General features: G+C 48.0%; 25 protein-coding genes. 6 read left to right on the forward strand and 19 right to left on the reverse strand.

Going from position 1 to position 24565, the window contains the following annotated elements; translation table 11 throughout:
• Positions 1-7 precede the first annotated feature (7 nt).
• On the forward strand, positions 8-2152 hold the full coding sequence (locus IE117_RS09320) for a ligand-binding sensor domain-containing protein (RefSeq protein ID WP_189564009.1): 2145 nt from the start codon (positions 8-10) through the stop codon (positions 2150-2152).
• 482 nt (positions 2153-2634) lie between these two features.
• Complete coding sequence (locus tag IE117_RS09325) at positions 2635-3210, forward strand: porin family protein (RefSeq protein WP_189564010.1); 576 nt, start codon at positions 2635-2637, stop codon at positions 3208-3210.
• 217 nt (positions 3211-3427) lie between these two features.
• Here IE117_RS09325 and IE117_RS09330 read toward each other — a convergent pair whose 3' ends face one another.
• Positions 3428-3847 (reverse strand): T9SS type A sorting domain-containing protein, encoded by a 420-nt coding sequence (locus IE117_RS09330; protein ID WP_189564011.1) that lies wholly within the window; start codon positions 3845-3847, stop codon positions 3428-3430.
• Between the two features lie 342 nt (positions 3848-4189).
• On the opposite strand from IE117_RS09330, the gene IE117_RS09335 reads away from it, so the two are divergent.
• The 3 genes from IE117_RS09335 to IE117_RS09345 all read left to right on the forward strand — a co-directional run bounded on the left by IE117_RS09335 (position 4190) and on the right by IE117_RS09345 (position 6811).
• The gene (locus IE117_RS09335; RefSeq protein ID WP_189564012.1) at positions 4190-4843 is read left to right on the forward strand and encodes an outer membrane beta-barrel protein; all 654 of its coding nucleotides are present in this window, start codon (positions 4190-4192) and stop codon (positions 4841-4843) included.
• 73 nt (positions 4844-4916) lie between these two features.
• Complete coding sequence (locus IE117_RS09340) at positions 4917-5546, forward strand: hypothetical protein (protein ID WP_189564013.1); 630 nt, start codon at positions 4917-4919, stop codon at positions 5544-5546.
• A gap of 506 nt (positions 5547-6052) precedes the next feature.
• Positions 6053-6811, forward strand: a complete 759-nt coding sequence (locus IE117_RS09345) for an EcsC family protein (RefSeq protein WP_189564014.1) — start codon at positions 6053-6055, stop codon at positions 6809-6811.
• A gap of 154 nt (positions 6812-6965) precedes the next feature.
• Here the strand turns inward: IE117_RS09345 and IE117_RS09350 are convergent, their stop codons facing one another.
• From IE117_RS09350 to IE117_RS09410, 13 genes are all read right to left on the reverse strand, one after another.
• A complete protein-coding gene (locus IE117_RS09350; RefSeq protein ID WP_189564015.1) occupies positions 6966-8480 on the reverse strand; it encodes a TlpA family protein disulfide reductase in 1515 nt (504 codons plus the stop codon).
• A gap of 300 nt (positions 8481-8780) precedes the next feature.
• The gene (locus IE117_RS09355; protein WP_189564016.1) at positions 8781-9623 is read right to left on the reverse strand and encodes an alpha/beta fold hydrolase; all 843 of its coding nucleotides are present in this window, start codon (positions 9621-9623) and stop codon (positions 8781-8783) included.
• 190 nt (positions 9624-9813) lie between these two features.
• Positions 9814-10983, reverse strand: a complete 1170-nt coding sequence (locus tag IE117_RS09360; protein WP_189564017.1) for a serine hydrolase domain-containing protein — start codon at positions 10981-10983, stop codon at positions 9814-9816.
• A 21-nt stretch (positions 10984-11004) separates the two neighbouring features.
• Positions 11005-12702 (reverse strand): sulfatase-like hydrolase/transferase, encoded by a 1698-nt coding sequence (locus IE117_RS09365; protein ID WP_189564018.1) that lies wholly within the window; start codon positions 12700-12702, stop codon positions 11005-11007.
• A 160-nt stretch (positions 12703-12862) separates the two neighbouring features.
• Entirely contained in the window at positions 12863-13840 is a 978-nt protein-coding gene (locus IE117_RS09370) for a diguanylate cyclase domain-containing protein (protein WP_189564019.1), read from the reverse strand.
• Positions 13841-14100: 260 nt separating this feature from the next.
• Positions 14101-14505 (reverse strand): hypothetical protein, encoded by a 405-nt coding sequence (locus IE117_RS09375; protein WP_189564020.1) that lies wholly within the window; start codon positions 14503-14505, stop codon positions 14101-14103.
• Between the two features lie 26 nt (positions 14506-14531).
• Positions 14532-15080 (reverse strand): CIA30 family protein, encoded by a 549-nt coding sequence (locus IE117_RS09380; protein WP_189564021.1) that lies wholly within the window; start codon positions 15078-15080, stop codon positions 14532-14534.
• A gap of 106 nt (positions 15081-15186) precedes the next feature.
• Positions 15187-15870: a hypothetical protein gene (locus IE117_RS09385; RefSeq protein ID WP_229580587.1), complete on the reverse strand. Its 684-nt coding sequence runs from the start codon at positions 15868-15870 to the stop codon at positions 15187-15189.
• Positions 15871-15928: 58 nt separating this feature from the next.
• Positions 15929-16357, reverse strand: coding sequence for a hypothetical protein (locus IE117_RS09390; protein WP_189564023.1), 429 nt, complete (start codon positions 16355-16357; stop codon positions 15929-15931).
• A gap of 27 nt (positions 16358-16384) precedes the next feature.
• Positions 16385-16552 carry a hypothetical protein gene (locus IE117_RS09395; RefSeq protein ID WP_189564024.1) on the reverse strand — a complete coding sequence of 56 codons (168 nt, stop codon included), beginning with the start codon at positions 16550-16552 and terminating at the stop codon, positions 16385-16387.
• A 109-nt stretch (positions 16553-16661) separates the two neighbouring features.
• A complete protein-coding gene (locus IE117_RS09400; RefSeq protein WP_189564025.1) occupies positions 16662-17972 on the reverse strand; it encodes a serine hydrolase domain-containing protein in 1311 nt (436 codons plus the stop codon).
• A gap of 87 nt (positions 17973-18059) precedes the next feature.
• Positions 18060-19058 carry a glycosyltransferase family 2 protein gene (locus IE117_RS09405; protein WP_189564026.1) on the reverse strand — a complete coding sequence of 333 codons (999 nt, stop codon included), beginning with the start codon at positions 19056-19058 and terminating at the stop codon, positions 18060-18062.
• A gap of 6 nt (positions 19059-19064) precedes the next feature.
• The gene (locus IE117_RS09410) at positions 19065-19787 is read right to left on the reverse strand and encodes a tRNA1(Val) (adenine(37)-N6)-methyltransferase (protein ID WP_189564027.1); all 723 of its coding nucleotides are present in this window, start codon (positions 19785-19787) and stop codon (positions 19065-19067) included.
• Positions 19788-20052: 265 nt separating this feature from the next.
• Between IE117_RS09410 and IE117_RS09415 the strand changes: the two genes are divergently transcribed.
• Positions 20053-20373, forward strand: a complete 321-nt coding sequence (locus IE117_RS09415; protein ID WP_189564028.1) for a DMT family transporter — start codon at positions 20053-20055, stop codon at positions 20371-20373.
• 45 nt (positions 20374-20418) lie between these two features.
• On the opposite strand, the gene IE117_RS09420 is transcribed toward IE117_RS09415, so the two are convergent.
• The 5 genes from IE117_RS09420 to IE117_RS09440 form a co-directional block, all read right to left on the reverse strand.
• Complete coding sequence (locus IE117_RS09420; protein ID WP_189564029.1) at positions 20419-21057, reverse strand: ribonuclease H1 domain-containing protein; 639 nt, start codon at positions 21055-21057, stop codon at positions 20419-20421.
• A gap of 73 nt (positions 21058-21130) precedes the next feature.
• A complete protein-coding gene (pepT, locus tag IE117_RS09425) occupies positions 21131-22363 on the reverse strand; it encodes a peptidase T (RefSeq protein ID WP_189564030.1) in 1233 nt (410 codons plus the stop codon).
• A 151-nt stretch (positions 22364-22514) separates the two neighbouring features.
• Positions 22515-23006 carry a pyrophosphohydrolase domain-containing protein gene (locus tag IE117_RS09430; protein ID WP_189564301.1) on the reverse strand — a complete coding sequence of 164 codons (492 nt, stop codon included), beginning with the start codon at positions 23004-23006 and terminating at the stop codon, positions 22515-22517.
• A 174-nt stretch (positions 23007-23180) separates the two neighbouring features.
• Positions 23181-23747, reverse strand: coding sequence for a MarC family protein (locus tag IE117_RS09435; RefSeq protein WP_189564031.1), 567 nt, complete (start codon positions 23745-23747; stop codon positions 23181-23183).
• A gap of 93 nt (positions 23748-23840) precedes the next feature.
• The gene (locus tag IE117_RS09440) at positions 23841-24545 is read right to left on the reverse strand and encodes an NUDIX hydrolase (RefSeq protein ID WP_189564032.1); all 705 of its coding nucleotides are present in this window, start codon (positions 24543-24545) and stop codon (positions 23841-23843) included.
• Between the last annotated feature and the right edge of the window lie 20 nt (positions 24546-24565).

The raw sequence follows: 24565 nt of genomic DNA on the forward strand, positions 1-24565 counted from the left end.
CTAAAAAATGCCCTCCGATCGATTCATCTTCTCATTGTTATTGCTGCTCACGACCGCTTCCTGTGTTTTTGCGCAGTCGAAGGATCTTTACACCCAGGATATCAAGACAGACCTTCAACTACCCATAGGGGCGGGAGAAAATGTACTCAAATTGTTCACGTCGAACGATGCTGTGATTGCCGTTACGCCAACGGGTGTGTTTCGCTACCGGGAGGGAATATGGACCGGAACGAACAAAGGGGCAGCCTGGCTGACTGCGGCCCTCGATCCGGGCGACAATTTATGGCTGGCTTCGGCGCGGTCTATTCAGGCAGAAGACGGTAAAAAAAGTATCGGTCAGCCGCCTGTTTCCGAAAAAGACACCATTCTCTGTCTGTTTTGGGAAGGCCCCGAAAAACTATTGGTTGGTACTTCTATGGGCCTGCTCGTCTGGGAAGGAAGCTGGAAACCATCTCAGGTAATAAAGGAAACCCGGGTAAACAGTATTGCCAGAGATGCCCAGGGTACTTTGTACGTAGCCACGACCAACGGCCTCTGGCGTCGGGAGGCAAGGGGCTGGGTCAACCTGGATGAGGCCCTGATGGCCGTTGCCTACGAGGAAAAGTACCACGCTTTGGCTACCCTGAATAGCGGCAATGACGTAGTTTTCAGCAGTGCTCAGTCGGTCAGTTGCATTGCCGGAGATGGGAACCACTGGGTAGCGACGGGCGCGAACGGACTACCCTATGGCCCCGTCACCGTACTTCGTCCCGGTAAGGATTGCCTCTGGATGGGTACCGCAAAAGGCGCGATCAAAAAGGATGAACGCTGGCATTACTACCAGGGAAAACGCTGGCTTCCCGATGACCAGGTACAGGACATCCTGATCGTCGATTCGCTCCGCACCTGGATTGCGACGCCCAAAGGAATCGTGCAGATTAAACGGCAGCCCATGACTCTGGCACAGAAAGCGGATAGCATAGAGAAGGTCATTGCGTTGCGCCACAACCGGCGCGGGTTGATTAACCGGTCGATGCTGAGAGTACCGGGCGATGTATCGAGCAGCTACCAGCAAAACGAAGACAACGACGGGCTGTGGACCTCCTGCTACCTGGCCGCCGAATGCTTTCGCTACGGGGTAACCAAAGATGCCACTGCCAAAGCCAATGCCATCAGAACCTTCGAAGCCCTCGAAAGGCTGGAAATCGTCAGCGGGATTTCGGGCTATCCGGCGCGCTCCTATGCCGCAGCTACCGACTCCATCACGCCGTCCCGATCACCTCACCCTAAAAAGTGGCACCTCTCGCCCGACAAAAAATGGTACTGGCTCGATGACACCAGCTCGGACGAAATCACGGGCCACCTATTTGTGTTACCACTGTTTTTTGATTTGGTTGCCGATGCCGAACAAAAAGAAAGGGTCCGACAGCTCATCAAGCGAATAGCAACCCATATCGTTGACAACGATTACCAGTTGATCGACCTGGACGGAAAGCCTACCCGCTGGGGCATTTGGCACCCTGATTCACTGAATCATTCGACCAACTGGATGTATGAGCGCGGGTTAAATTCCCTGCAGATTCTTTCTTTTATGAAAACGGCCTCCCATTTCACGGGCGATCCCAAGTTTGAAGAACACTATAAGTACCTGGTCAGCCAGCACGGCTATGCCCAAAACGCGTTACAGGCGAAAAAATTCGGGCCTTTCGAAACCAGCCATTCCGACGACATTCTCAACTTCTTTCCCTATTACAACCTGTTACGATATAGCCACGGTGACCCCCATCGGGAGATGTACATCGAGAGCCTTGAGCGAAGCTGGAAGGCCGTACGAAATGACCGTATGCCGGTATGGAATGTATTTGCCAGCGCGTTACTGGATAAAGATTGCGATTTGGAAATAGCACTGGAAGAAATTCAGCAGTATCCGGTAGATCTTGTGGATTGGCGCATGGAAAACAGCCACCGGTGGGACCTCCCCAAAGACCCGCTTCTCAGCCGGGCAAGAAAGCCTCAGTCCACCCGCCCCATTCCTACGCCCGAAAGCGGTATCTCCCGTTGGAATACCAACCCGAAACACTTCGACGTCGGAAATGGCGGTAAAACAGAAGACAGCGGAACCTATTTTCTGTTCGCCTACTGGATGGGGAGGTACCAGGGGTTTTGGAAATAACGCAAAGTACCTAACGGAAAAGGATTCACGGTCAGTGTGTTGAGCTCAAACGGAGAGTAGCCTGACGTTGTATTTCCCGATTCTCAAACTATGTCAACCCTTTTCGGGACGCCAGCCTGGCGGCTGACGTAGTGGTATAGAGAATCTTTTTTTGTGGTCATAATGGTGTATTCACCCTTCCCTTTTCTACGATTTGTATACTTTTTTCCACCATTTTGTGCGCACGGGCAGCTCTGAAATTGCCTGAAAAGTAGGCTGTAAATGGATCTTGTACCTATCAATTTATTTAAAAGAAAGACACTGGTTCAAATCAAGTAGTTGAATGCTAATTAGTTGCAAATAATAAACTCAATTATCACCTAAAAGCTGCATCGGAATGGGCTCACCAGTATTCTATTTTGGAGTGGCATGCCATTTATACGAATAGTACTATTATCCATTTAACTTGAAACTCGAATAACACACTACTTAAACTTAGTATCATGAAAAAAATCCTGATTCTTTCGCTCCTGGCTTTTTCATTCAGTAATCTACAAGCCCAGGCACCATCATTTGGTCTAAAAGTCGGATCTAACTTTTCTAATCTCGAGGTGAAGGACGGTGCAAGTCTGGATTACATTACCGGTATCCATTTGGGAGGGCTAGCGCACGTACACTTATCAAGGCAGTGGGCGATTCAACCGGAGGTAGTTTTTTCCAGCCAGGGGGGCTCGCGTACAGCCGGCTCATTGACCAACAAATTCGTACTGAACTATATCAACGTCCCTGTTTTGTTCCAGTACATGTTTAACAATGGGTTTCGCCTACAGGCAGGTCCACAGTTAGGTTTCCTGCTAAGCGCAAGGAATAAAGCGAACAGTCTGGAAGTTGATTTGGAAAATGAGTATAAGTCCACGGATGTGTCTTTGCCAATAGGCCTGGGCTATCTGTTTGATTCTGGTTTGGGGATTGATGGCCGATGGGTTCCAGGCATCAGCCAAATAAATAAAACTGGAAATACAACCACCAACAATGTCTTCCAGTTGGGATTGTTTTACCAGTTTAACAACCATAAGTAAAGCAGACGAAAGGCATAAAAAAGAAGGCCCGTGAGTTACTCACGGGCCTTCTTTGGTTTGTGTTCCTACTGATCCTGCAATGGTAAAGGTCTGCGGGGCCGGTTTAACTGGCTCCCCTTCCAGCTCGAGTACCGGGTCTACACCGACCTGGCCAGAAAAGAAAAACTACCCCCACCTGACCGGGGGTAGTTTTGAAATCAGGTCGGGTAGTGGTTTCCTAGTTCTCGGCTATCAGAAGCCGTTGGGGCATTTCGTAAAGTTTGTGGGTATCCAGTTGTACCTGCCGGACTACCCTTTGGTCACCGCTACTGATCACCACGTCGTACTGACCGTCTCTCATTTCCGAGAAATTCAGCGTGCGGGCGTATTTGCGTTGTTTTTTTCCAAGCACATCTCTGTGAAGTACCTCTCCCCGTTCGTTGAGTACCTCGATGGTTACCCGCTGACCCAACACTTTCTCAATCATCACATTGACGTTCAGGGAATGGATGACCTGGTACATCCCAATCTGGAAGGCGGGCTTCTCGGGGTAGTTGGCAGTGGGTAGGGGTGCCGATTCGATCGAGCGGGCAAAGGTTGGAACGTTCAGCAGGAGGCCGAGGGCTAGGGCAATGACAATTTGTTTTACAGTTTTCATGGCTTTTTCTATTAAAATGGTAAAGTATATTTGGTTTATACCCTTAGCTATCAATACTGTGCCATGTTTTTAAATTATTGGCTTTCAGTTACTTATGTCAAATTGTCAAGCATAGGAATGTCCATTATCGAACATCTTTGTTCGATAATGGGCACGAGGCGGACATTAATTCCGTTTTTCCCGCCGGCCTATTGGTGAGTTTCCAATTCTTGATCCGATACCCGCGGATTGAATCAAACAATAAAGTGAGCGATTTATCGTAAGTAAACACACGGTGATTTCGTAAAAGAAGAAAACTTTGCTCTGAAGCGAATAAAATGTACCCTTTTTTACTTCCAGTTTATGACTTCATTTTTGAGTTTGTTATCTGTTCCTGCTCGTTATTTTAGGAATCCAGGCCAAAAGCTTGCTTTTCTTTTAGCGGTGGGGCTACTTAACGGAGCCTTTCCCGCCTGGGCACAAACCCAAAAAGGGAAGCATTTAGTAGGCATGCAAGCGGGGGAGCTGTCCTTATCCCTTCGAGACACCCGAGCTTCTTCAATTCTCCTCAGCCCAGCTTATGGCAAGTTTGTACTTTCTAATTTAGCCCTTGGCCTTGAGCTACCCTTCTTTTATTCTTTTCGTAATAGCCCGGTCCCCAATCGTTCTATCCATATTGCTCTGACCCCCTTTGTGCGCTATTACATTGGTGAGGGTCGGGTTAAGCCTTTTGTTAGCGTATTGGCAGGACCTCGTTATATCTACGTAAGGTATTCCATCAATTCAACCGAAACTGAATCTGAGTCTCAAACTGATCTCTTGTACGGAGCGAGGGGAGGGGTAGCTTTTTTTATAAATAGTTGGGTGAGCCTGGATCTCTCACTTAGCTACACGGAAACAAATAAAAAAGCAGAGTACGGTTATAATTCCAGCAATAACGCACTGGGTTACGACAAGGCAAATAGGCTGGCGGCTAACCTGGGTTTTCAAATTTATTTAGGTAAAAACACACGGTAACGACAGCTACCTGCTTGTCTAGAATTCACACAAAGTTGAGTCGACCATCTTTATTTTTTTGTCCATCTGTTCCATGAAACCAACCCACTGCGCTTACTGGCTGATGGTAGCAGTCTTACTCAATTTGACTTCAGTGGCGAATGCCCAAATCGAGCCCGGCACCTACCTGGTCGGCACCCACGTTGGTCATTTTACCTCAAATGATTTTCGACCCATCAGAACTCTTAATCTCACACCTGCTTTGGGTCGATTTATCCGTACTAATTTAGTGGTAGGGCTAGAACTTCCTTTTCAGTATGTTTATCTCAAAGATATGATGTATATCCAATCCTTGACAACGATCGGTGTATCTCCCTTCGTACGCTATTATTTGGGCAGCAACGAAACGGTTAAGCCCTTCGGAACTCTGTCGGCCGGTTGGCTCATTGACTACGATCGGTCGGTTGGACTTACTGACAATTATGAACATTTGCTGACAAATAGCGGCTTCTTATACGGGGCGACAGCTGGTGTAGCTTTCTTTCTTATTCCTGCGGTGAGCTTTGATGTATCGGCTAACTATACGGCTCACAGTAAGACGATTAATTTCTTAATCAGAGAGGGTATGAATTACGGTAGTCCCGGTGTTTTGAGAATCGGTTTTGGTTTTCAGGTGTACTTGGGCAATGACAAGCGTAAGCGTATGTTACGCTGCACTTATTAAAGGTAGAATTAGGAAAAAGAAACCTACCTTGATTTCATAATATAATATCTGACTCAGTGCGATTCTCCGTAGTCTGTGCCCACACGGCATAGATAGCCCGACAACACTTCACTGTGGTCTGTGAAGGACACCGATCCACCGAACAAGCATTGCAAATCAAGCATTTGCCCGCAGATTCTTTTTCCTCTTTATCAATCTCGTAAGCAATGGATTTTACAAAGTTTCCAAGTACCCGCCGGGGTGCGGACAAAGTCTGCGCCTCCGGCAGAGGGCGATAGGGTACTTCATCCAGGTGTTTACGATAGTGTTTGAAAAGCTCTTCGGTAAAGTGACTATCCTGTAATCTTTGATGAAGATGTTCCCTGTAACACGCCACAGGATAGCCAGGCTTCCCTTTATAGGAAGAGGACTGATTTTTGGTAAATACTTTCGAAAGTAAAACTACCGATCTGTAATGTGTATATTGAGTGACTTTCCTAAACCGGGTCCCTTCATTTTAAAACACCATGACACTTTATGAGGAGCTAACCCAGCGCGAGCTGCAGCAGTGGCAACAAAAAATGCAGCGTCCGCCATCAGCAGTCAATCGGCTGGCCAAGGCGGTGCAGCGGCGCATCAATCGCATCATACCCGCCAGGGTACACCAGGCCGTGACGGCGGCCATCAAGCAGATGACCCGGGGGGTACTTTACGGCGCGGGCTTCACCACCCGCCAGCCGGACTCCGCCGCGTCCCTGCAGGTGCGGGAGGCGGACGTGCGGGACCGAATCCGGTTTTATAAGAAAACCGGCGCTACCGAAGGTGCTTTGACCGGCGCGGGAGGCTTCTGGTTGGCGCTGGCCGACTTCCCACTGCTGCTGGGAATCAAAATGAAGATGCTTTTCGAAATAGCGGCTCTCTACGGCTACCCCATCGACGACTACCGCGAGCGACTCTACATCCTGCATGTGTTTCAGCTGGCTTTTTCGAGTCAGGAGCGGAGGCAGGAGGTGTACCATCAGATGGAGCGGTGGAACGAGCAAAGCCAACTCCTGCCGGACGACATCAACCAGTTTGACTGGCTTACCTTTCAGCTCGAGTACCGCGACTACATCGACCTGGCCAAGATGGCCCAGCTCATTCCCGGCGTGGGGGCTGCGGTGGGGTTGGTGGTCAACTACCGGCTCATCGATAGCCTGGGTACTACGGCCATGAATGCCTACCGGATGCGCTGGCTGGACGACCTGGCCAGAAAAGAAAAACTACCTCCGCCAGATCGGTGGTAGTTTTGGAAGGCCATCGTTTTGTTTTAAACATTGCCTATTCGGGAACAGCACGGTCGGCCGCCGCCTTTGCATGTCGGGAATAGCTGGTATTTTAGTCTGAAAACTACCAAAGTACGGCTTGCTGAACTTTGTCTTTTCTGTTAAAAAAAACCGATTAAAGTGTTAACAAAGAATCCAGATAATTATTAGATAATAATTCCGACGGGCGTTTGGCATTAGCAGTGATGATATTTCCACTTTTATTAATCAAGACATATCTGGGGATTCCACCAATTTTATACAGGCTGGTGATCATGCTTGAATCTTCTACAAATTCAGAGTTTTGTAAACCATGCAGTCCTTTAATTTGTGAGTTGTCTCTCAAAAATTTCTTCCATCTCTCCGTGTCTTCATCTATCGATACATAGAGAAATTTTAATTTGGGATGAGTTGCATATTTCTTCGATAGCTTTTTAGAATATTCCAGTTCGTCTACACAAGGCCCGCACCACGTTGCCCATACATCGATGTAAATGAGATTTCCCCTAAGATCAGAAAGGTAGAATGCTTTCCCATTACTATTCTGCATTTTCAGGTCCTTCATAGGCATTCCACCCTTCAAGTCATGGTAATCCGTAAGGATATATTTCAATCCTTCCAAGTACTTTGAGCGAGGATAATCCTTTTGAAACGAATCAATGAATTTTACCTCTTCATCATAATGCATCCGGAAATCATACGACATATGAGCTACAAATAAGGCCATCATTAATTCTCGATAATCGTTCAGTTTTGCGTCTTTTATAATTGCTCCTTTAACGTAGTCATACTTATCTGTTTTCACTTCATGATCATAGTGATAGTCTAAAATAACATCAAATAACGGCGCCAATCTATTACTTAATGACCACGTATAGGATGGATAATTAATATAATGAGGATGCAGGATTACCTCTTTGAATACATTAGAAAGAGACGAATCTAAAACGACGCTGCTATCCTCATTGAATATTTTATTTAGATCGACCCTCGTATCAAAAAACAGGTGTTGGGTGATTTTAAAAAGGGAGATTTTATCGATTAGTATCTTTCGATAATAATCTGAAATAGAGTTGTCCGATTCTATCTGCTTTTTTATCTCTGGACCAAACGTTGCGAGGCTATCAAAATATACCTGTCGCTCAGAAGAAGGTGCAGACATATATTTTGTCCAATTGGCGTTTACATAATCCTGTCCTTTTTTCGCATTCAAATTTATTTTATTATAAAATGAATTTATGATTTTTAAATCCCTACCAAACTTAAAGAGTCCATTCTCAATCGTAAGGTCGATAATTGATTCTGGCTCCAAGTAAAGAGGCGTGGAGAATTCATAATCCCCAATCACCAGGTGTGCATCGAGGGTATCCTTATGGATAAATTCAATTCTTGCACGCCCTGAGGAATCAAACTGGGACTTATAAATTTCCTTAGGCCCAGTAGGTAAAATAGTAGATCTAGTCAGAGATACTTCCTTTCCAGCGCATTCTTGACAAGAGATATTTATTTCCGTTTTATCATCCGTCGAGGGAGAGACGCAACCTGTAACAAAAAGAACGGAAATAACCGTGCAGAGAATTGGAATGAGTGATTTCATGCGCTCTTTAATGGATAAGACTAAATCAGTACCGTAAATTTTTTCTGTTTTCATTTCTGCTGGCACGATTGCCCGCTGGAACGGGTCGGCCTTACGAGGTTGTTTCGACTTGTATTTTCAACGCGCAGCATTTGGGCAAAGAGTCGTGGAAACGATTTTCAAGGAAGAGAGGCAACTTGAAACAAAAAGGTTGGAAATGGTCAAGCAGTAAATTGTAATGGTTGATTTTAAGCGCTTTATGATTGAAAGGACTAGAATAGTTGTATAGGGAACAAATGGCTTTTCGCTGAAGTCTGTGGGGACACAGACCACGGAGGAGGCTGGTTTCAGTAGTGTTTAACTACTAAGTTTCAGTCAACGCGCTTTATCCCAATCGCCTTTTAGAAATTCTAATGTCTTTTTGGTAAAATCAGCTTCGTTCGCACCACCAATATGAGGCGTATGCCAACCGTTTGGAACAATCCAAAGATGAGCATTGGGAATACTTTTGTACATTTCGTAAGCTTGAGAAGCGGGGACAAAATCATTATCTCCATGAATTACGAGAGTCCTAGCTTTGATAACGGTAAGCTGGTCAATTGTGATGGAGGGATCACCATAGAGTTCCTGAAAATGATAAAACTGATTCGCAATCAACCTTCCTTTGATTTCGCCATGTTGTTTTTCAAGTTCATTAAATACATAATACGCCTCAGGCTTTGCGTTGTTTTTTATAAACTCACGAACTTGCACACTAAAGTAGATCTGTGCACTTATCGGAACAATCGCTTCAAACATGTCTTGCTCTTTTAGTGCAGCATAGAGTATGATTATCCCTCCCGAACTATGTCCAATTGCCTTTACTTTTTTTAAACTAAGTTTTTTTATTAGGGCACTCAAATCTTGTGCGGCAGTCGCGTGAAGAAAAACGTTGCTTGTGTCGGGATTTGTTGACCTGCCATGTCCTCTCATGTCCCAGGCAATTACATGATAACTTTTTGCAAATTCAGGTATATAGGGCTTCCAGTCCTCTAACGTCCTGCCAAAACCATGCAGTAGAATCAAAGGCTCACCCTTCCCATAGTCCTCAATGTAAATTTTTGCACCATTTACATCAATAAATTTACCGTTTGATGAGAGTGGCTCTTGTGCCCTAACTATGGAGTGAGATAGAAATATCACACAAATCAAAAACGAGAAGAGATGTCCAAGTTTCATATATAGAATGATTTGTTCAGTAAATAATTCTATTAAGGGCGGTAAGCTTCTTCAGGCATTGTGCAGAACGAACAGGGCTTTATGCAGGTTGGGATTTGGAATTCTTCCCCGTTGACTGTGTCCCCACAGACCTCGCGACATAATGGGTCTGTGAAGGACACAGACCTACGAAATAGCAGTTCCAAATCAATCATTTACCCGCCGATTCTTTTTCCTCTTTATCAATCTCGGCAGCAATGGATTTTACAAAGTTTTCGACTGCGAAATGCCGCTGGTTACTGTCAGCTTCCGGCCACGCGCTGTTGACGGCAATCACAAGTTTTCTCGAAGGGTCGATATAGATCATTTGGCCGTGGATGCCCAAGGCTTCGAAACTATTGGGGTTGAAGATCCACCATCCGTAGCCATAGCCTCCACCGGGCCAAAGCGGTACCTGAATTTGGGTCGCCGTCTTGAACCAATCATCGGGAACAATGGATTCTCCATCGATGCTCCCGTCTTCGAGCACGAACTGTCCAAACCTCGCGAAATCCCGGAGCGGCAACTGTAGGCAACAGCCCGCCATTTCCTGGCCGGTTCGATCCAGGGTCCAGGTGGCCTTCTGTTGCATACCGTAAGGAATCCAGATCTTCGTGGAAAGATAATGGGATAGCGTTTGCTGGGTAGCTGCGCTGACCAGGGCACCCAGCAGGTGAGTTTCACCCGTACTATACTGAAATTTCTTGCCGGGTGCTGCCACGGCTGGCAAACTCCGCATATAGCTCACGGTGGCATTCATGCCTGGTTCGATCGGCTCTGTATTAAACCGGGCAATGTCAGCATTCGGGTCGGTGTAGTTTTCGTTCCATCGGACACCGCTGGTCATGGTGAGAAGATGGCGGATGGTGACGCTATCGTAGGCGCTCCCTTTCAAATCAGGCAGGTAGTTTGTTACATAATCGTCCACATTTTTGATGTAGCTATCCTTAATAGCAGCCCCTACCAGGGTACTTGTTACCGACTTTGCAATAGAAAACGAATTCCACGGGTTCGAATCGTTGTGCCCAAGCGCGTAGCGTTCCAACCGAATCTTTCCATCCTGTAAAATGAGGAAGCCAGCTACTTTTTGTTCCTCCATAAAATCATCCAATGCCTTTTCTTTGGCTCCACCGGCGCTAAACGCAACGATGGGCAATCCCGCTGAAAGCTCGTGTACTTTGCTCCCCTTAGGTACTTGGCGCTCTTTCGGGTTCCATGGGGACGAATTTTTTGTAAGGGAATCCGGGTCGGAGGTACTTTGGGCAAAAGCAGAAGAATCCAGGATCAGCGTGATAGCCAGCCCAACGAACAATAGAATTGGTGATTTAAGGAGGGTACGCATGATTTCATTTTGTTTTTTTATTCATTTTTCACTCTCATCAGTGTTTTTTTTGCCCTTTACCTGCTCCCCATTCAGGTAGCTGCGGGGCGTTACCGGCCCACTGTAATTGACCTTTGCTGATTCTACGTTCGAGAACACTACGCGGTGCGTTCCTTTTGCGAGAGCCGCCACGCCGTACCGCTCATCCGCTTCTTTGGCGGAGCCGTTAGCTTCTACAATCTTTACATCGTCTATTTTTAGCTCCCCTTTTCCCAGGAGGTAAAATGTATAGTACCCGTCGGCAGGTACTTTGATTTCTGTACCGCCTTTACCTGCGGAAGGCCTCAGTGGGGTAGTATCCACGATAACCGGATACCCTGATTTTTGTCCGGGCATGTGTTCGAGCGCCAAAAGCTCAGTAAGGATGCCCCGATCACCAGTATGCTCCATCCACTGCCTGAGCTGTTCTTTCAACTCTGCTTTTACGGCAGCAAGCTTCCCGTCGGCAATCAGATTGTGCTGATTGTACGGGTCCGTCTCATCGTCGTACAATTCTTCCGGCGGGCGATACCCGTGTTTGTGCACCAGCGCTTTGGTCCCCGGATTTGTCCTGGCATCCTCGACCCATTCCTCAAAAAAGGAGCTGGCGTTGATAACATTTCGAAATTCCACCTCAGGCGTTAGGTTGACGATGTAGCGGAATTTTCCATTACTGACCGAGCGGATTGGGTAGTATTCGGAGCCACGAATGATGCCCCGGGTCGTCATTTGGCCGTAGGTGTATTGTTTATGTTCGGTTTTTTGGCCGGTAAGTACGGGCACCAGACTCTCGCCGTCCAGGCCATCCACCGCCTCGCCACCCGCCATGTCGATGAACGTGGGGGTGATGTCAGAGTACTCCACCAGCGCGTCCGACACCGTATTGGGTTGTACCTTACCCGGCCACCGCACGATAAGGGCGGATTTCAGCCCGACGTTGTAGCACGTCCATTTGGAAAAAGGAAACGAGTTTCCCTGCTCACTGGCAAATACAAAAATGGTATTGTCCGACAGATGGTACTTTTCCAACAAATCGAGCGTCTGCTTCACCTGCCCATCCAGGTAGTTTACTTCCGCCAGATAATCCCTGAAATCTTCCCGGGTTTGAGGAAGGTCGGCGTAGAAGGGCGGCAATTTGATTTTATTTTTATCGAACAGCGTGGTATCGCCCCGGTTCCAGGGGCTGTGCGGCTGGTTGGAACACACAAACAGGCAGAACGGCTGCTTCTCAGTGGATGCACTATTCAGAAAGCGATCGATGTTGCCAAAATCCGGGTCCGAATCTCTCCCTTTTGCTTTGCCCAGATATTCCAACGGGAAGTTCTCCGCCGGACCGTAGTGCTGCTTTCCACCCAAGGCCACCCGGTAGCCCAGGGGTTTCAGGTAATGCGCTATGCTTTTCACGTTGGCGTTCACATTCGTGTGATTCGGGTAGGCGCCCGACCGGAAGGGCGACAAACCCGTCAGAATATTTTGCCGGGTCGGGGAGCACATGGGCGACGACTGGTAGCATTTCGTGAAACGCATCCCTTCGCTCGCCAATCGGTCGATGGTCGGCGTTTTGGAGTCCTTGCTGCCATACACGCCAATATCCCAGGAACTGCAGTCATCAGCCAACAAAAACACGATGTTGGGTTTCGATTGAGCCAACAGTAGCGAGCCGTTCAAAAGCAGCGCGAACAGGAAGGTAAATTTTTTCATGAGTCGGGCTTTGCTGGACGGGTACTTTCATTCATACGCCTTACCGGGAATTTAGGTTTTTTGGGAGAAGAGGGAAGGGTCTTCTCCGTGGTCATTGTCCTTACAGACCTGTCGAGGTAGTAGGTCTGTTGGGACACAGATCACGGATTAGATATGATAACTACAAATCCTCAATTATTGGAATATATTCAAAATTTTCTTTACTACGTTTGTATAAATCTTTTTTACGTGGATCTTCGGATAGTTTTGCTTCAAAATTTGTAGGGTACCACGTTATTGCAAAATCAGATTTAGCAGCAAACCAAACTGTGCGGTAACAAATTTCTGCTCTTTCAAAAATATCTTCGAAGTTTTTATCCTTCGCATCAACTTGAACAATGGAGCAATAAAAAGATAAATTTCTAATTTCCCCAAGGATTAACTTAGTTGATTTAGATAGCTCTTCAAACTTATCACGTAATCGATTAATAAAACCCAACGCCTCGGACTGATCACCTCCTATTATGAATACAAATTCATCACCACCAGGAAAAATTCGATAGAAATTACCTTCTGATTTTTTTTCTGCTGTTGATGCGGGAAATTTGAACATACTCTCGTTTCTACGCATACCTAAGTAAATATCTTGGGCAACATTTCGAATCAATCGGTTTGTTTTTTGAGAAAGAAATGTTTTGTTGATTTCGCCAAAGTTTTTCAAATCAATAAAAACAAACTGTAATAGAGGTTTCTTATCATTTAAAAAGAAATCTCCAAAATCTTTTTCTAAGCGTCTTACATTTGGAACACCGGTTATTGGATCACTTAGATATTCGATTTCTGAAAGCTTTAAAAGTTCTTTTATATTTTCAATTTTTAATTGTAAATCCTCATTAGTTTTTTTATTTTCTTCTTGAAGTTTCTTATTCGCATCAATTTCGCTAATCCAAAGTGAATTCATTATAAACCAAGTAATAACTACAAAAAGGACAATTAATAAAAAAACGAAACGCCAATTTAGTAATTCGCCACTTGGGATAAAGAAAGAAGACACATCCTCCCATTTTGATATTAAAGTAAAAACAGTAATGAGAAGAAGAGCTAAGCCTATGACTAAACCATATTTTAATTCCAATCTAATCGGTTTTATCTTACCCATTGTGATAATTAATTGTGTCGCTATGCAAATAAATATGAAAATTTTTATTTGTATAGCAATGATAGCATAAACTACTTTCCAGCAGTCGCTCGGCTCAGCCGAGTGGAACGCCACCCGGTGACGACTATCTGATAGCCCTCCGGGCGGCGACTGCGAACATTCCCTTAATGGTGTAGCGCCTGATAAATCATCCGAACAAGCGTTGCCTTGCTGATATTTCCGGAAAGTTTTTGCATTTGCTTAATGAATGTGGCAATACCTCAATAGGTGATGTCTTTAACCTTAAATGTACAAGAATACCCTTGTTGATCAGGATATTCAGAATACAAATTGACTGATAATTTTACGGAGTCTCCGGGAAATAAATTCTCAAAACTAACTTCATTAGAGTTCATCCCGGACTTTGATCCGGCAAGAAACAAGCCAAGCGTAGCGGACTTTATGGTAGTTTGATTGGTATTTTTTACGAAAAAAGCATAGTGGGTAAAGCCCTTTTCGTCACCGTACAGGCTCTCATGCCCGATCTCCAGGCCCTCTTTTAGCTGCTCTTTTTCCTGATCCTGATTAGGGGTGCATCCCAACAGGAAGAGGAAAAAGGCGCCCATCCCAATGGAATACATCCATTTTGGGTAAAGACTATCCGTACGATTTGCATGATAATACATGGGCTTTCAGTTTTGATCCGGCTCGATTACATAACCGCTATGGATTCTATCAATATCTCGAAGCTTTCTTCCTTTTTATTACCGATCAACAATTGCATTTCAACGACATTTTCTCCGGCGTAGTTAGGTACTTCTACTGATTCACCGTGGTAGGTAGCCTCCATCTTGTCAAACGGAACAGAAATCGTTTCCCATTGATCGCCACCCTTAGTAGAAAAAGTAAAAGCGTAAGAATGACGCCCATTAGGGGTTCTAACGCGGAAGTTATACGCTTTGCCATCCCCTTTCAACCGCAATACAAAAGTTTCCGCATTTTCAGCGATTACGTAGGGGTCTTTTTCTACCGTTTGGTGGATCGAACAAAACCCACCATTGTTTTCCAGCGAAACGCGACCAGAGAAATGCGCCTGATTGTTGTCGGTCATCTTGAGCTGGCTTTCGGAACGGCCACCCATCACAACATCATTCTGTACCCGCCATTTGCCCTTGCCTTGTTCAGGAAAGCTGTAAAGAACGACCCCGGACGAGCCAGATTTCGCATTGTTGTGATCGACATTTTTATTTGGTGTAGACATGTAAGAAGCTATTAAGAGTGATATAATTAGTGCAGTTCGCATTCGGTTATACTTTCTTGTTTATTAATTGTTCCTCACCTTGGTCTGTGGAGAAAAGGAACGGAGATTATTTGCACAGAATTTCAAATCTACTTTTTAAATGATCTACAAATTGAATATCTCTATTTAAATCCCTTTCCATAACACCTAAAAGTATTTTAATGACTTTATCATCTCTGGGATTAGTAAAGTTATGCTTTACTTCATCTATTTGAGTCTTTCTTTTTTCTAAATAATCATCAGAAATAGTAATATATTTTTTGTACATGCTACAAATTCCTATCCCTGAGTAAAACGACCCTATTTTTAATAACCCATAAGCATAAAGTCCAGGATTTATTCCATTATTTTTTGTCATTTCCTCCATGTACTTATAGATTTTTTCATTTGTTTCTTTTCCAACATAACTAGAATCTATAAAATGCAGAACCAGGATTTGAGAAGCAATTTGCTTATATATGTCCTTATGCAGATTTTCTTTTAGAGATGAGGCTACACTTTCATAAGAGGAATCTATACGTTGATAATTGAATTTTTCTTTATTTATTTGATAGTTTATGTTCGAGGTTGGGAGACAAATAGAATCTAAAAATGATTTCTGTAAATTCTCATTTTGAGTACTTTGAATAGGATTTAATTTGTCAAAAGTATAGCTTAGTTTAAGTACTGGCATGGGCAACGAATCTGTCTGGCAATATGCATTACTCAGAGGCAGACTAATAACCAACAATAATGATATTAAGTAATTCATATCTCTTGCTGTGGTCTGCTTTATCGTGGTCTCCAAAGATCGAGCGAACAAAAGCAATTTAAGCCGACTTATAAACCTCATCTTTGATTAATTTCAGAGAATTGAGTTGGGGGACGATCACCACTTTGTCCGGTGGAATAACTCCCCGCGTTATCCAGTTCTGCACCCTGCTCGTTTTCAAATTATGACGACGGGAGTAGTCTGAGATCGTGATCCACTCATCTAAACTATACTCATACTTCCCAACCACGAGCTTGGCTTCCGTCAAAGCTTTTAACTCGGTCAGCGAATTGTTGATTTCTTCGATGGCCGCCTTGGCTGATTGCTTTACGTCTTGCCAGAAGGGCCTCATCTGTGCTTGGTCCTCAGCCGAAAGAGTACGGTACCAGCTTGCAAAACGCTCGCGTACTTGTAGGACATCCTGTTCGGATGCGCCCCTCATTTCGGTAAGGTAGTTGTCTACACGCTCTTTTATTGACTCTTTCATATTTTTTTTAGCTTGACTGTCATTGTCTTACTCCAGCATCTTCAAGGTATCTCTCAATCTGATCGCTTCTTTTCGTAATTCCTCAAATTCTTCATCATCAATCTCGTCGGGAGGCAGCATCAGCAGAAAATCTAATTCGTTGAGCCTTACCTTAATTTTTTCAATAAGTTCCTCGGTTCTGGATTGCTTTTTCATCTTGGTGCTGGATTCTTATTGAAAGATAAGAAATGTGAAGTTATTTCACAATAGTTTGTAAAATAACTTCACATTTCGGCTTGACGTTTAGTTTTTTGGACTTTCCCCATCAATCATCCAGCGTCTGATAAATCATCCTGATAAATGTCGCCTCGCTGGTATCGCCGGAAAGTTGCTGGGTTTGCTTCATCAGCACGGCCACGATTTTTTCCTGCGGGTCGGCGAAGTAATTGGTGTTGAAGTACCCGCCCCAGTTGAACTTCCCCACGCTGCCCAGCCCGCGGTCGTGCCCGATGGGATTCACCACGCTGAAGCCCAGGCTGAAATACATCGGCCCGCCCTCGCCGTTGAACTTGTCGCCCGTTTGGTTGGATATCGTGAGTAGTTCGGTATTCACGCGGCTCAGGAAACGCTTGCCGTTGTAGGCCCCGCCGTTGAGCAGCATTTGCAGGAAAGTGGCGTAGTCCTTCGCCGTGGACGATAGCCCCGCGCCACCGGAAAAGAACTGCTTCGCGCCCTTGCGGGGATACTCAGGGTCGTAGAAAGTCACCGGGAAAGCCATCCAACTACCGCTCATGGGTTTATGAATCGTGACGAGGCGGTTGGCTTTGGCCTCGGGCAGGTAAAAGTAGGTATCGTTCATGCCCAGCGGCTCAAAGAGGTGCGTCCGCATGTACTCGTCGAACGGCATGCCTGACATGACTTCCACAAAGTACCCCAGCACGTCCGGCCCTTCGGAGTAGGAGTACTTTTCGCCGGGGTTGAAGTGTAGGGGTAGTTGGGCCAGCTTCCTGACGCTCTCACCCACGCTGATCGGCTGGGTCGTAAACAGATCCGTGATGCCAGCCTTCTGGTACATGGCCTTGAAGCGCTCGTCGCCGTCGATCATGCCGTAGCCCAGGCCGGAGGTGTGGCTCATCAGTTGCCGGATGGTGATCTCGGATTTGGCGGGCTCGGTCGTGTAGGTACTATCGCTGAACCGAAACGATTTGAGGACCGTCGGGTTTTTGAATTCGGGAATGTACTTCGAGATGGGGTCGTCGAGGCCGAATTTGCCTTCCTCGTACAGCATCATCACCGCCGTGGCCGTGATGGCCTTGGTCATGGAGGCAATCCGGAAAATATCGTCCTTCTTCATCGGCCGTTGCGTGGCCACGTCGGCGAGCCCGTAGGCCTGATGGTACACGATCTGCCCGTTGCGAATTAGAATCGCCACCAGGCCGGGTAGTTTGTTATCGGTCACGAACCCTTTCATCACCTGATCGAGACGAGCTACCCGCTCGGGCGACATGCCCACGGCTTCGGGCGTGCGGGCCTCGACGAGTTTCTGGTAAGGTATGTCGGTGGTGAGTTTGGTCTGAGCGGCAAGGGGCAGGCACGAGCCGACCAGCAGGAGCGTGGCGAGGAGTAGGCGTTTCATGGATCTTTTATAGGAGCAAAGGCAAAAGCTCCGGTAAAATAACCGTTATCTCCCAAAACCAGAAACTAAATTATCGAACGGGGCTATTCAGTCCTTCTTCACCAGCATTCCGGCCTGATGGTCCACTTCGTCGGCAATCAGGTAGTCGCCCGTCTGGTGGATCGACTGCTTCACCAGCAATTCGCCCAGAAAACCACCCAGGAAAAGCTGCGAACCCACGATGATGACCGTAAGTGCGATGAAGAAAAGCGGGTCGTCGGTGACGTTGCGATAGGGCTGATGGGTGTAAATGTTGTACACTTTCAGCCCGATGAGCCACACCGTGAGCAGTGAGCCGAAGAAAAACATCAACGTACCCAGGCTCCCGAAAAAGTGCATGGGCCGGCGGCCGAATTTGTTGACAAAAGCAATCGAAAGCAGATCCAGAAAGCCATACATGAAGCGTTCGAGACCAAACTTGGTGGTACCATACTTACGGGCCTGATGCTGTACGACTTTCTCCCCGATGCGGCTATACCCGTTCCACTTGGCGATGACCGGAATATAGCGGTGCATTTCGCCGTAAATGGTGATGTTCTTCACCACGTCCTGACGGTAAGCTTTCAGGCCGCAGTTGAAGTCGTGCAGCTGCACCTCCGAAATACCGCGGGTGGCGGCGTTGAAAAGTTTGGTCGGCAGCGTCTTGCTGATCGGGTCGTAGCGTTTCTGTTTCCAGCCGGATACCAGGTCGTAGTTTTCCTCGGTAATCATCCGGTAAAGCTCGGGGATTTCGTCGGGGCTGTCCTGCAGGTCGGCGTCCATGGTAATGACCACCTCACCGCGCACGGTCTGAAAACCCGTCTGCAGGGCGGCGGTTTTGCCGTAGTTCCGGGTGAATCTGATACCCCGGACGTGCGGGTTGCGACGTCCGAGTTCGCGGATAACCGCCCACGAGCGGTCTTTGCTGCCGTCGTCCATGAACAGAATCTCGTAGCTGAAGCCATTCTCCTCCATCACGCGCACGATCCAGTCGTGCAGTTCGGGCAGCGATTCGTCTTCGTTGTAAAGGGGGATGAGTACGGATAGTTGTAGGGGCGCGTCGGGCATAGGTCGTCAGAATTTCAGGTAAAAGTCCCGCAAAAGTTGGCGAAAAGCAAGTGTATGGTTACTGCTTTCGGGTTCATAGATCGCCAGGTTTTCGGAATGGGTAGTTTGGTTTTCGTTTTTGGTTCTGGAAAAAGAACGCATTAAACGAAAGGGTTGGTGCTTTACCGAGTGATAAAGTACCAGTTCATCCTGCATGAACCAACCCTGGGTAAGGGCGCTGTTTTTCAGTTGGTTACTTTCTTCAATCGGCAACAGGATATGCCAGGTGCCCTGCGGCTTGAGCAAGCGGTTGACCGATTCGAGCAACTCCGGAAAAGTGAGCGTCGCGGCATGCTGGGCCCTATTGATTTTCGGGTCGGGAGAACGCAAATCATTTTGGAAAAAGGGCGGATTGACCAGAATGGAGTCGTAGCGTTCGTTTGGGTTGAAATCCTGAACGGCCGTTTGAAAAAGGCTGATCCGACTGGCAAAGGGACTATTCTGAACGTTTTCCAACGCCTGGCGGGCGGCATCTTCGTCAATTTCCACCGCCTCGATTTGCGCGGCGGGGTTTCTTTGGGCGGCCATTAGTGAAAGCAGCCCCGTGCCCGTGCCGATGTCAAGAATTCGTTTCGCCCCCGCATTATTCGCCCAGGCGCCGAATGCACAGGCATCGGTGCAGACTTTCATGGCGCAGCGGTCCTGCTGCACCGTGAATTGTTTGAATCGGAAGTAGGAGTTTCGGGCCATTCTTGTTGCTGCATCGGCCGCACGGAAGCTATGGCAGCGTCACAGTTTACTTTTATGCTTGATGAAATAACGGACTTTTTCTGGTTCAGAAAGTAACTACCCTGTCCGACAAAGAAATTATCTTTGCGCCAGCTTGGCAACCTTTCAAGACCAGGAGGACGACCTCCCCCACCATGGGAAACTATTCGGGACGACCCGGTCGGGAAGATCCGGTCGGGATGACCCGGTCCGGAAGACCCGGCCTTTCATACCATAAGTCATAGTCATGTCCTGGATATACTTATTTTTTGCGGGCCTGCTGGAGGTACTTTGGGCCTACTACATGAAACAGTCGAATGGTTTTACCCGGCTTGTTCCTTCGCTCATTACCGTGGTGGGCCTGATCGCCAGTTTCGTCCTGCTCAGCGCCGCGATGCGAACCTTGCCGCTGGGCACGGCGTACACGATCTGGACAGGCATCGGGGCGGTGGGGGCATTCATTGTCGGCATCGTGTTTTTGGGGGAACAGCTCACAACCACCCGCTTGATCGCCGCCCTGCTGATTACCGCGGGACTGGTTCTGATGAAACTTTCATCAGATGAATAACCGAATTGGAAACCCGGACCCATCGGGGTAGTACCAAAGTGACTGCTATTTCCTGCCAAAATCTGCCGGATTTTCGCCCCAGTATTTGGTTTCCCATTTCAGAATCTTGTTGGTGTATTTGTTGGCGGCCAGCCAGCGTTCGGCGCGCTGGAGCAGGACAAACAATTCCTTGTTCAAGGGAGTCAGGGCCAGTTTGGTATTGGCGTGCTTTTTCTTGACCCAGGCCATGGCGGTCCGGGAGTCGGTGTAAACGGGGATCGTGCTGTTGTTATTTTTGAGATAAGCCAGCGCATGCACAATGGCCAGAAACTCACCGATGTTGTTGGTGCCGTCGAAAAATGGGCCCTGCAGAAAAATCCGCTCGCCCGTGCCGAGGTAGATTCCCTGGTACTCCATGTCGCCGGTGGCGGTGTTCCAGGCGGCATCCACCGCAATGCTGTCCTTGATGGGCTGACCGATGTTGGCAGGAATTACCTGATTGACGGGCTTTGCCTCGCCCTTCTTGGTGACAAACTCCCAGTAATTCCGGTCGATGGCGCGCTCCGCCTCCGGCAGACTGTCAAACGATTTATAGCGGGCATCCTGAAAGCCTTTGATCTGGGCCTCGCACTCCTTCCAGTCGGTGAATATCCCCGACTGTCGTCCCTGCCACACCACGTAGTATTTTTGCTTCTTTTTAGCCATTTCTTAATAATGGAGAATGAGCGAATTAGTGAATGAGAGGATAGTCACCAATTCAAAATTCACTTATTCAAAATTAAGATTTCTCTTCCCATACCTTCGCGATTTCCACGATCACCACCGCTGCTTTTTCCATATCCTGCACCGACACCCATTCCAGCCGGGAGTGAAAAGCGTGCTCGCCCGCGAAGATGTTGGGGCAGGGGAGGCCCATGAACGAAAGCCGCGAGCCGTCGGTGCCGCCCCGGATGCTGCGGGGCTCGGCGGGAAGGCCAACGCGGCGCATGGCCTCGATGGCGTTGTCCACCACCGCGGGGTACTTGTCCAGTACCTCCTTCATGTTGCGGTACTGTTCGGTGATCTGAATGTCGGCCCGGGAATTGGGAAAGTGTTGTAACACTTCCTGGGTAATCTGCCGGAGCAGGTCGGCCTTTTGTTTGAGGCCCACGACAGTGAAGTCGCGGAGGATAAAATCAACGGTCGCTTCGTCCTGGCCGCCCTGTATTTCCACCGGATGAATGAAACCCTCCTTGCCCTCGGTCGTTTCGGGCGAAACCGAATCTTTGGGCAGGGCAGCCACAATCCCGGCGGCGATCTTCATGGCGTTTTCCAGCTTGCCTTTGGCAAAGCCCGGATGGGTACTTACGCCCTGAATCCGGATTTGGGCGGCGTCGGCGGAGAAGGTTTCGTTTTCGAGCGTTCCCAGCGTTTCGCCATCCACGGTGTACCCAAAGTCGGCGGCGAGTTTCTGCATGTCCACGTGCTGCGTCCCGCGGCCCACCTCTTCATCGGGCGTGAACAGAATGCGGATCGGCCCGTGCTTGATGTCCGGGTTCTGGAGCAGAAACTCGGTGGCGGCCATGATTTCGGCCACCCCGGCCTTGTTGTCGGCTCCCAACAGCGTGGTGCCGCTGGCGGTGACGATGTCATTGCCGATTTGTTGTGCCAGGTCGGGGTGCTCGGAGAGGCGAATGACCTGCGCCCTGTCATCAGGCAGGATGATGTCGTCGCCCTGCCAGTTTTCGTGAACGATGGGTTTGACGTTCAGGCCCGTCACATCGGGCGAGGTGTCCACGTGCGAGCAAAAGCAAATGACCGGTACATTGGGTTTGGTACTTGTGGCGGGGATCGTTGCGTAGACATACCCGTATTCGTCGAGGTGAGCATCTTTTACGCCCAAAGTCTGCAATTCCACCAGCAACAGCTTACTCAGGTCACGCTGTTTCTCAGTGCTTGGAAAAGTATCCGAATGCGGGTCAGATTGCGTATCGATCCGGACGTAACGAAGAAAACGGGAAAGGACGTTCAAGGAGGAGTCGTCGTTTAGTTGTATGGTGACAAGATGCTTGTGTACCTTAGTGCCAAAGTACCAAAGTTTTCGGTTTGCCTATAAACAAAGCGTACCACAGATTTTCCCCGGTTTGCCCGGTACTTTGGAACTTAGGTACTTTGCCACTTTTTCAGCTTTTCGGTTTGAGATTACTATCCTGATTGATAATGCTTACCAGGTCTGCAGGGGAGTAGTTGATATTTTTCAGCGTCTTGTTGTCGGAAGTCCGGTAAACCAGAAACTTGCCTCCGTCTTCCTTAAAGTGGCAGTTGACGCCTTTGTCCTTATAGTGCTGCATGGTGGCCTCCGCCTCTTCCAGCGAATTGCAGGCTTTGGACATATTGGAACGCTGCACTTCGTTGAACAAGTCCACGAACTTATCCCCCAGGCCGAATTCCAGGACCGCGCCCGATAGTACATACTGCAGGTCACAAAGTGCGTCGGCCACTTCCACGATATCGTTTTGCAGGATGGCGACTTCCAGCTCCTTCAATTCTTCGGCCAGCAAAGCCACGCGCAGGCGGCTGCGATCTTCCGAAGGAATCATCGGTACTTCCAGGACGGGGTGCTTAAAGGTCTGATGAAACTCGGCCACCTGATTCAGGCTGTCGAGTTGCTTCATGGGCTGCTGATCGCCCGATGGGGTATACGCTAATGGCTTAGGATTTTTTTGTTTCACGTTGTATTTGTTTAGTTGGGGAGTGGTTTGGTTGTTCAGATGGGCGTTGTCAGCCTGAATACGTTGGCTTACTTTGTCGCTTTGGTACTTTGCGCCTTTGAAACATGACTCCTCCAATTACATAAAATTCATTTTAAACAGTTTCACCGCGATGGCAATCAGGATGATGCCGAATACGCGGCGGAGAATGTCTTCGCCCGCCCGGCCCAGTTTGCGCTCGATCCAGGCGGAGGATTTGAGGACCAGATACACCAGGAACAGATTGACGAACACGCCCACCAGCACATTGGCCAGTTCGTAGGTCGCGCGCAGCGAGATGAGGGTGGTCATGGTTCCCGCCCCGGCGATAATCGGAAAAGCAATGGGTACGATCGAAGCCGACGAAGTATCCACGTCGCCATGCTTAAAAATATTGCGCCCAAGGATCATTTCCAGGCCGATCAGAAAAATAATGATGGCACCCGCCGCCGCAAATGACGCGATATCTACCCCGAAAAGTTTTAGGATACGCTCACCCAGAAACAGAAAGGCGATCATAATGAAGCCCGCCACCAGCGTGGCCTTTTCCGACTCGATGTGCCCGACTTTCTTGCGCAAATCCACGATGACCGGCACAGCCCCCACTATGTCGATGACCGAAAAAAGGATGAGTGTGACGGAGGCAATTTCTTTAAAATCGAACATGCGGACGAAGATTTTTGAATTAGCCGGCAAAGGTCAGCAAAAGCCCGGTAGTACCCAAACAATCGTCCGTGTGGTCTCACAGAAAACGCGCCGTCAGGCCATGAAGCCATTCGGGACGAAATTCAGGAAAGTGTCGAATACTTTCCTGTATTCATCCTTATCCACTTTGTAGAGATAGGCACCCTTTTTGGAATAGCCTTTCTGTTTCTCGTCGAGTTTGATAAGAAGCTTGGTAGATAGGATTTTGCGGCTGAAATTTCGCTTGTCAAACTCGGTGTTGAAGATTGCCTCGTACAGTTTCTGGAGCTGGGGAATGGTGAATTTGTCGGGCAGAAGTTCAAAACCGATCGGGTGCTGGGTGGCTTTGTAGCGCAGCCGGTCGATGGCCAGCTCCACCATGCGTCCGTGGTCGAAAAGCAGAGTGGGTAGTTCTTGGGTCGAAAACCATTGGGCTTCAAAGGTGTGCGAAATGACATCTTTGTAATCGGCCACGTTGATCAGTGCGAAATACGCAATCGAGACCGTCCGCTCGACGGGGTCGCGGTAGGGGGCACCAAAGACCTGTAATTGTTCAAGGTAGATGTCGCTCAGCCCGGTCAGCTCGAACAGAATGCGGGCGGCGGCATCCTCGGTGTCCTCGTGGGGCCGCAGCCAGCCACCCATCAGCGACCAGGTGTCGCCGTGTTCTTCCAACCCGCGTTTGACCAGAAGGAGTTTAAGTTCTTCGCCGTCGAATCCGAAAATGATGGAGTCAAGGGCAACCAGGCACTTGGTTTGGGCCTGGTATTGTTCTAGCATGGCGTCGGTCACAGTGAGGG

The organism is Persicitalea jodogahamensis (assembly GCF_014651615.1).
GTDB classification, from domain to species: Bacteria; Bacteroidota; Bacteroidia; order Cytophagales; family Spirosomataceae; genus Persicitalea; species Persicitalea jodogahamensis.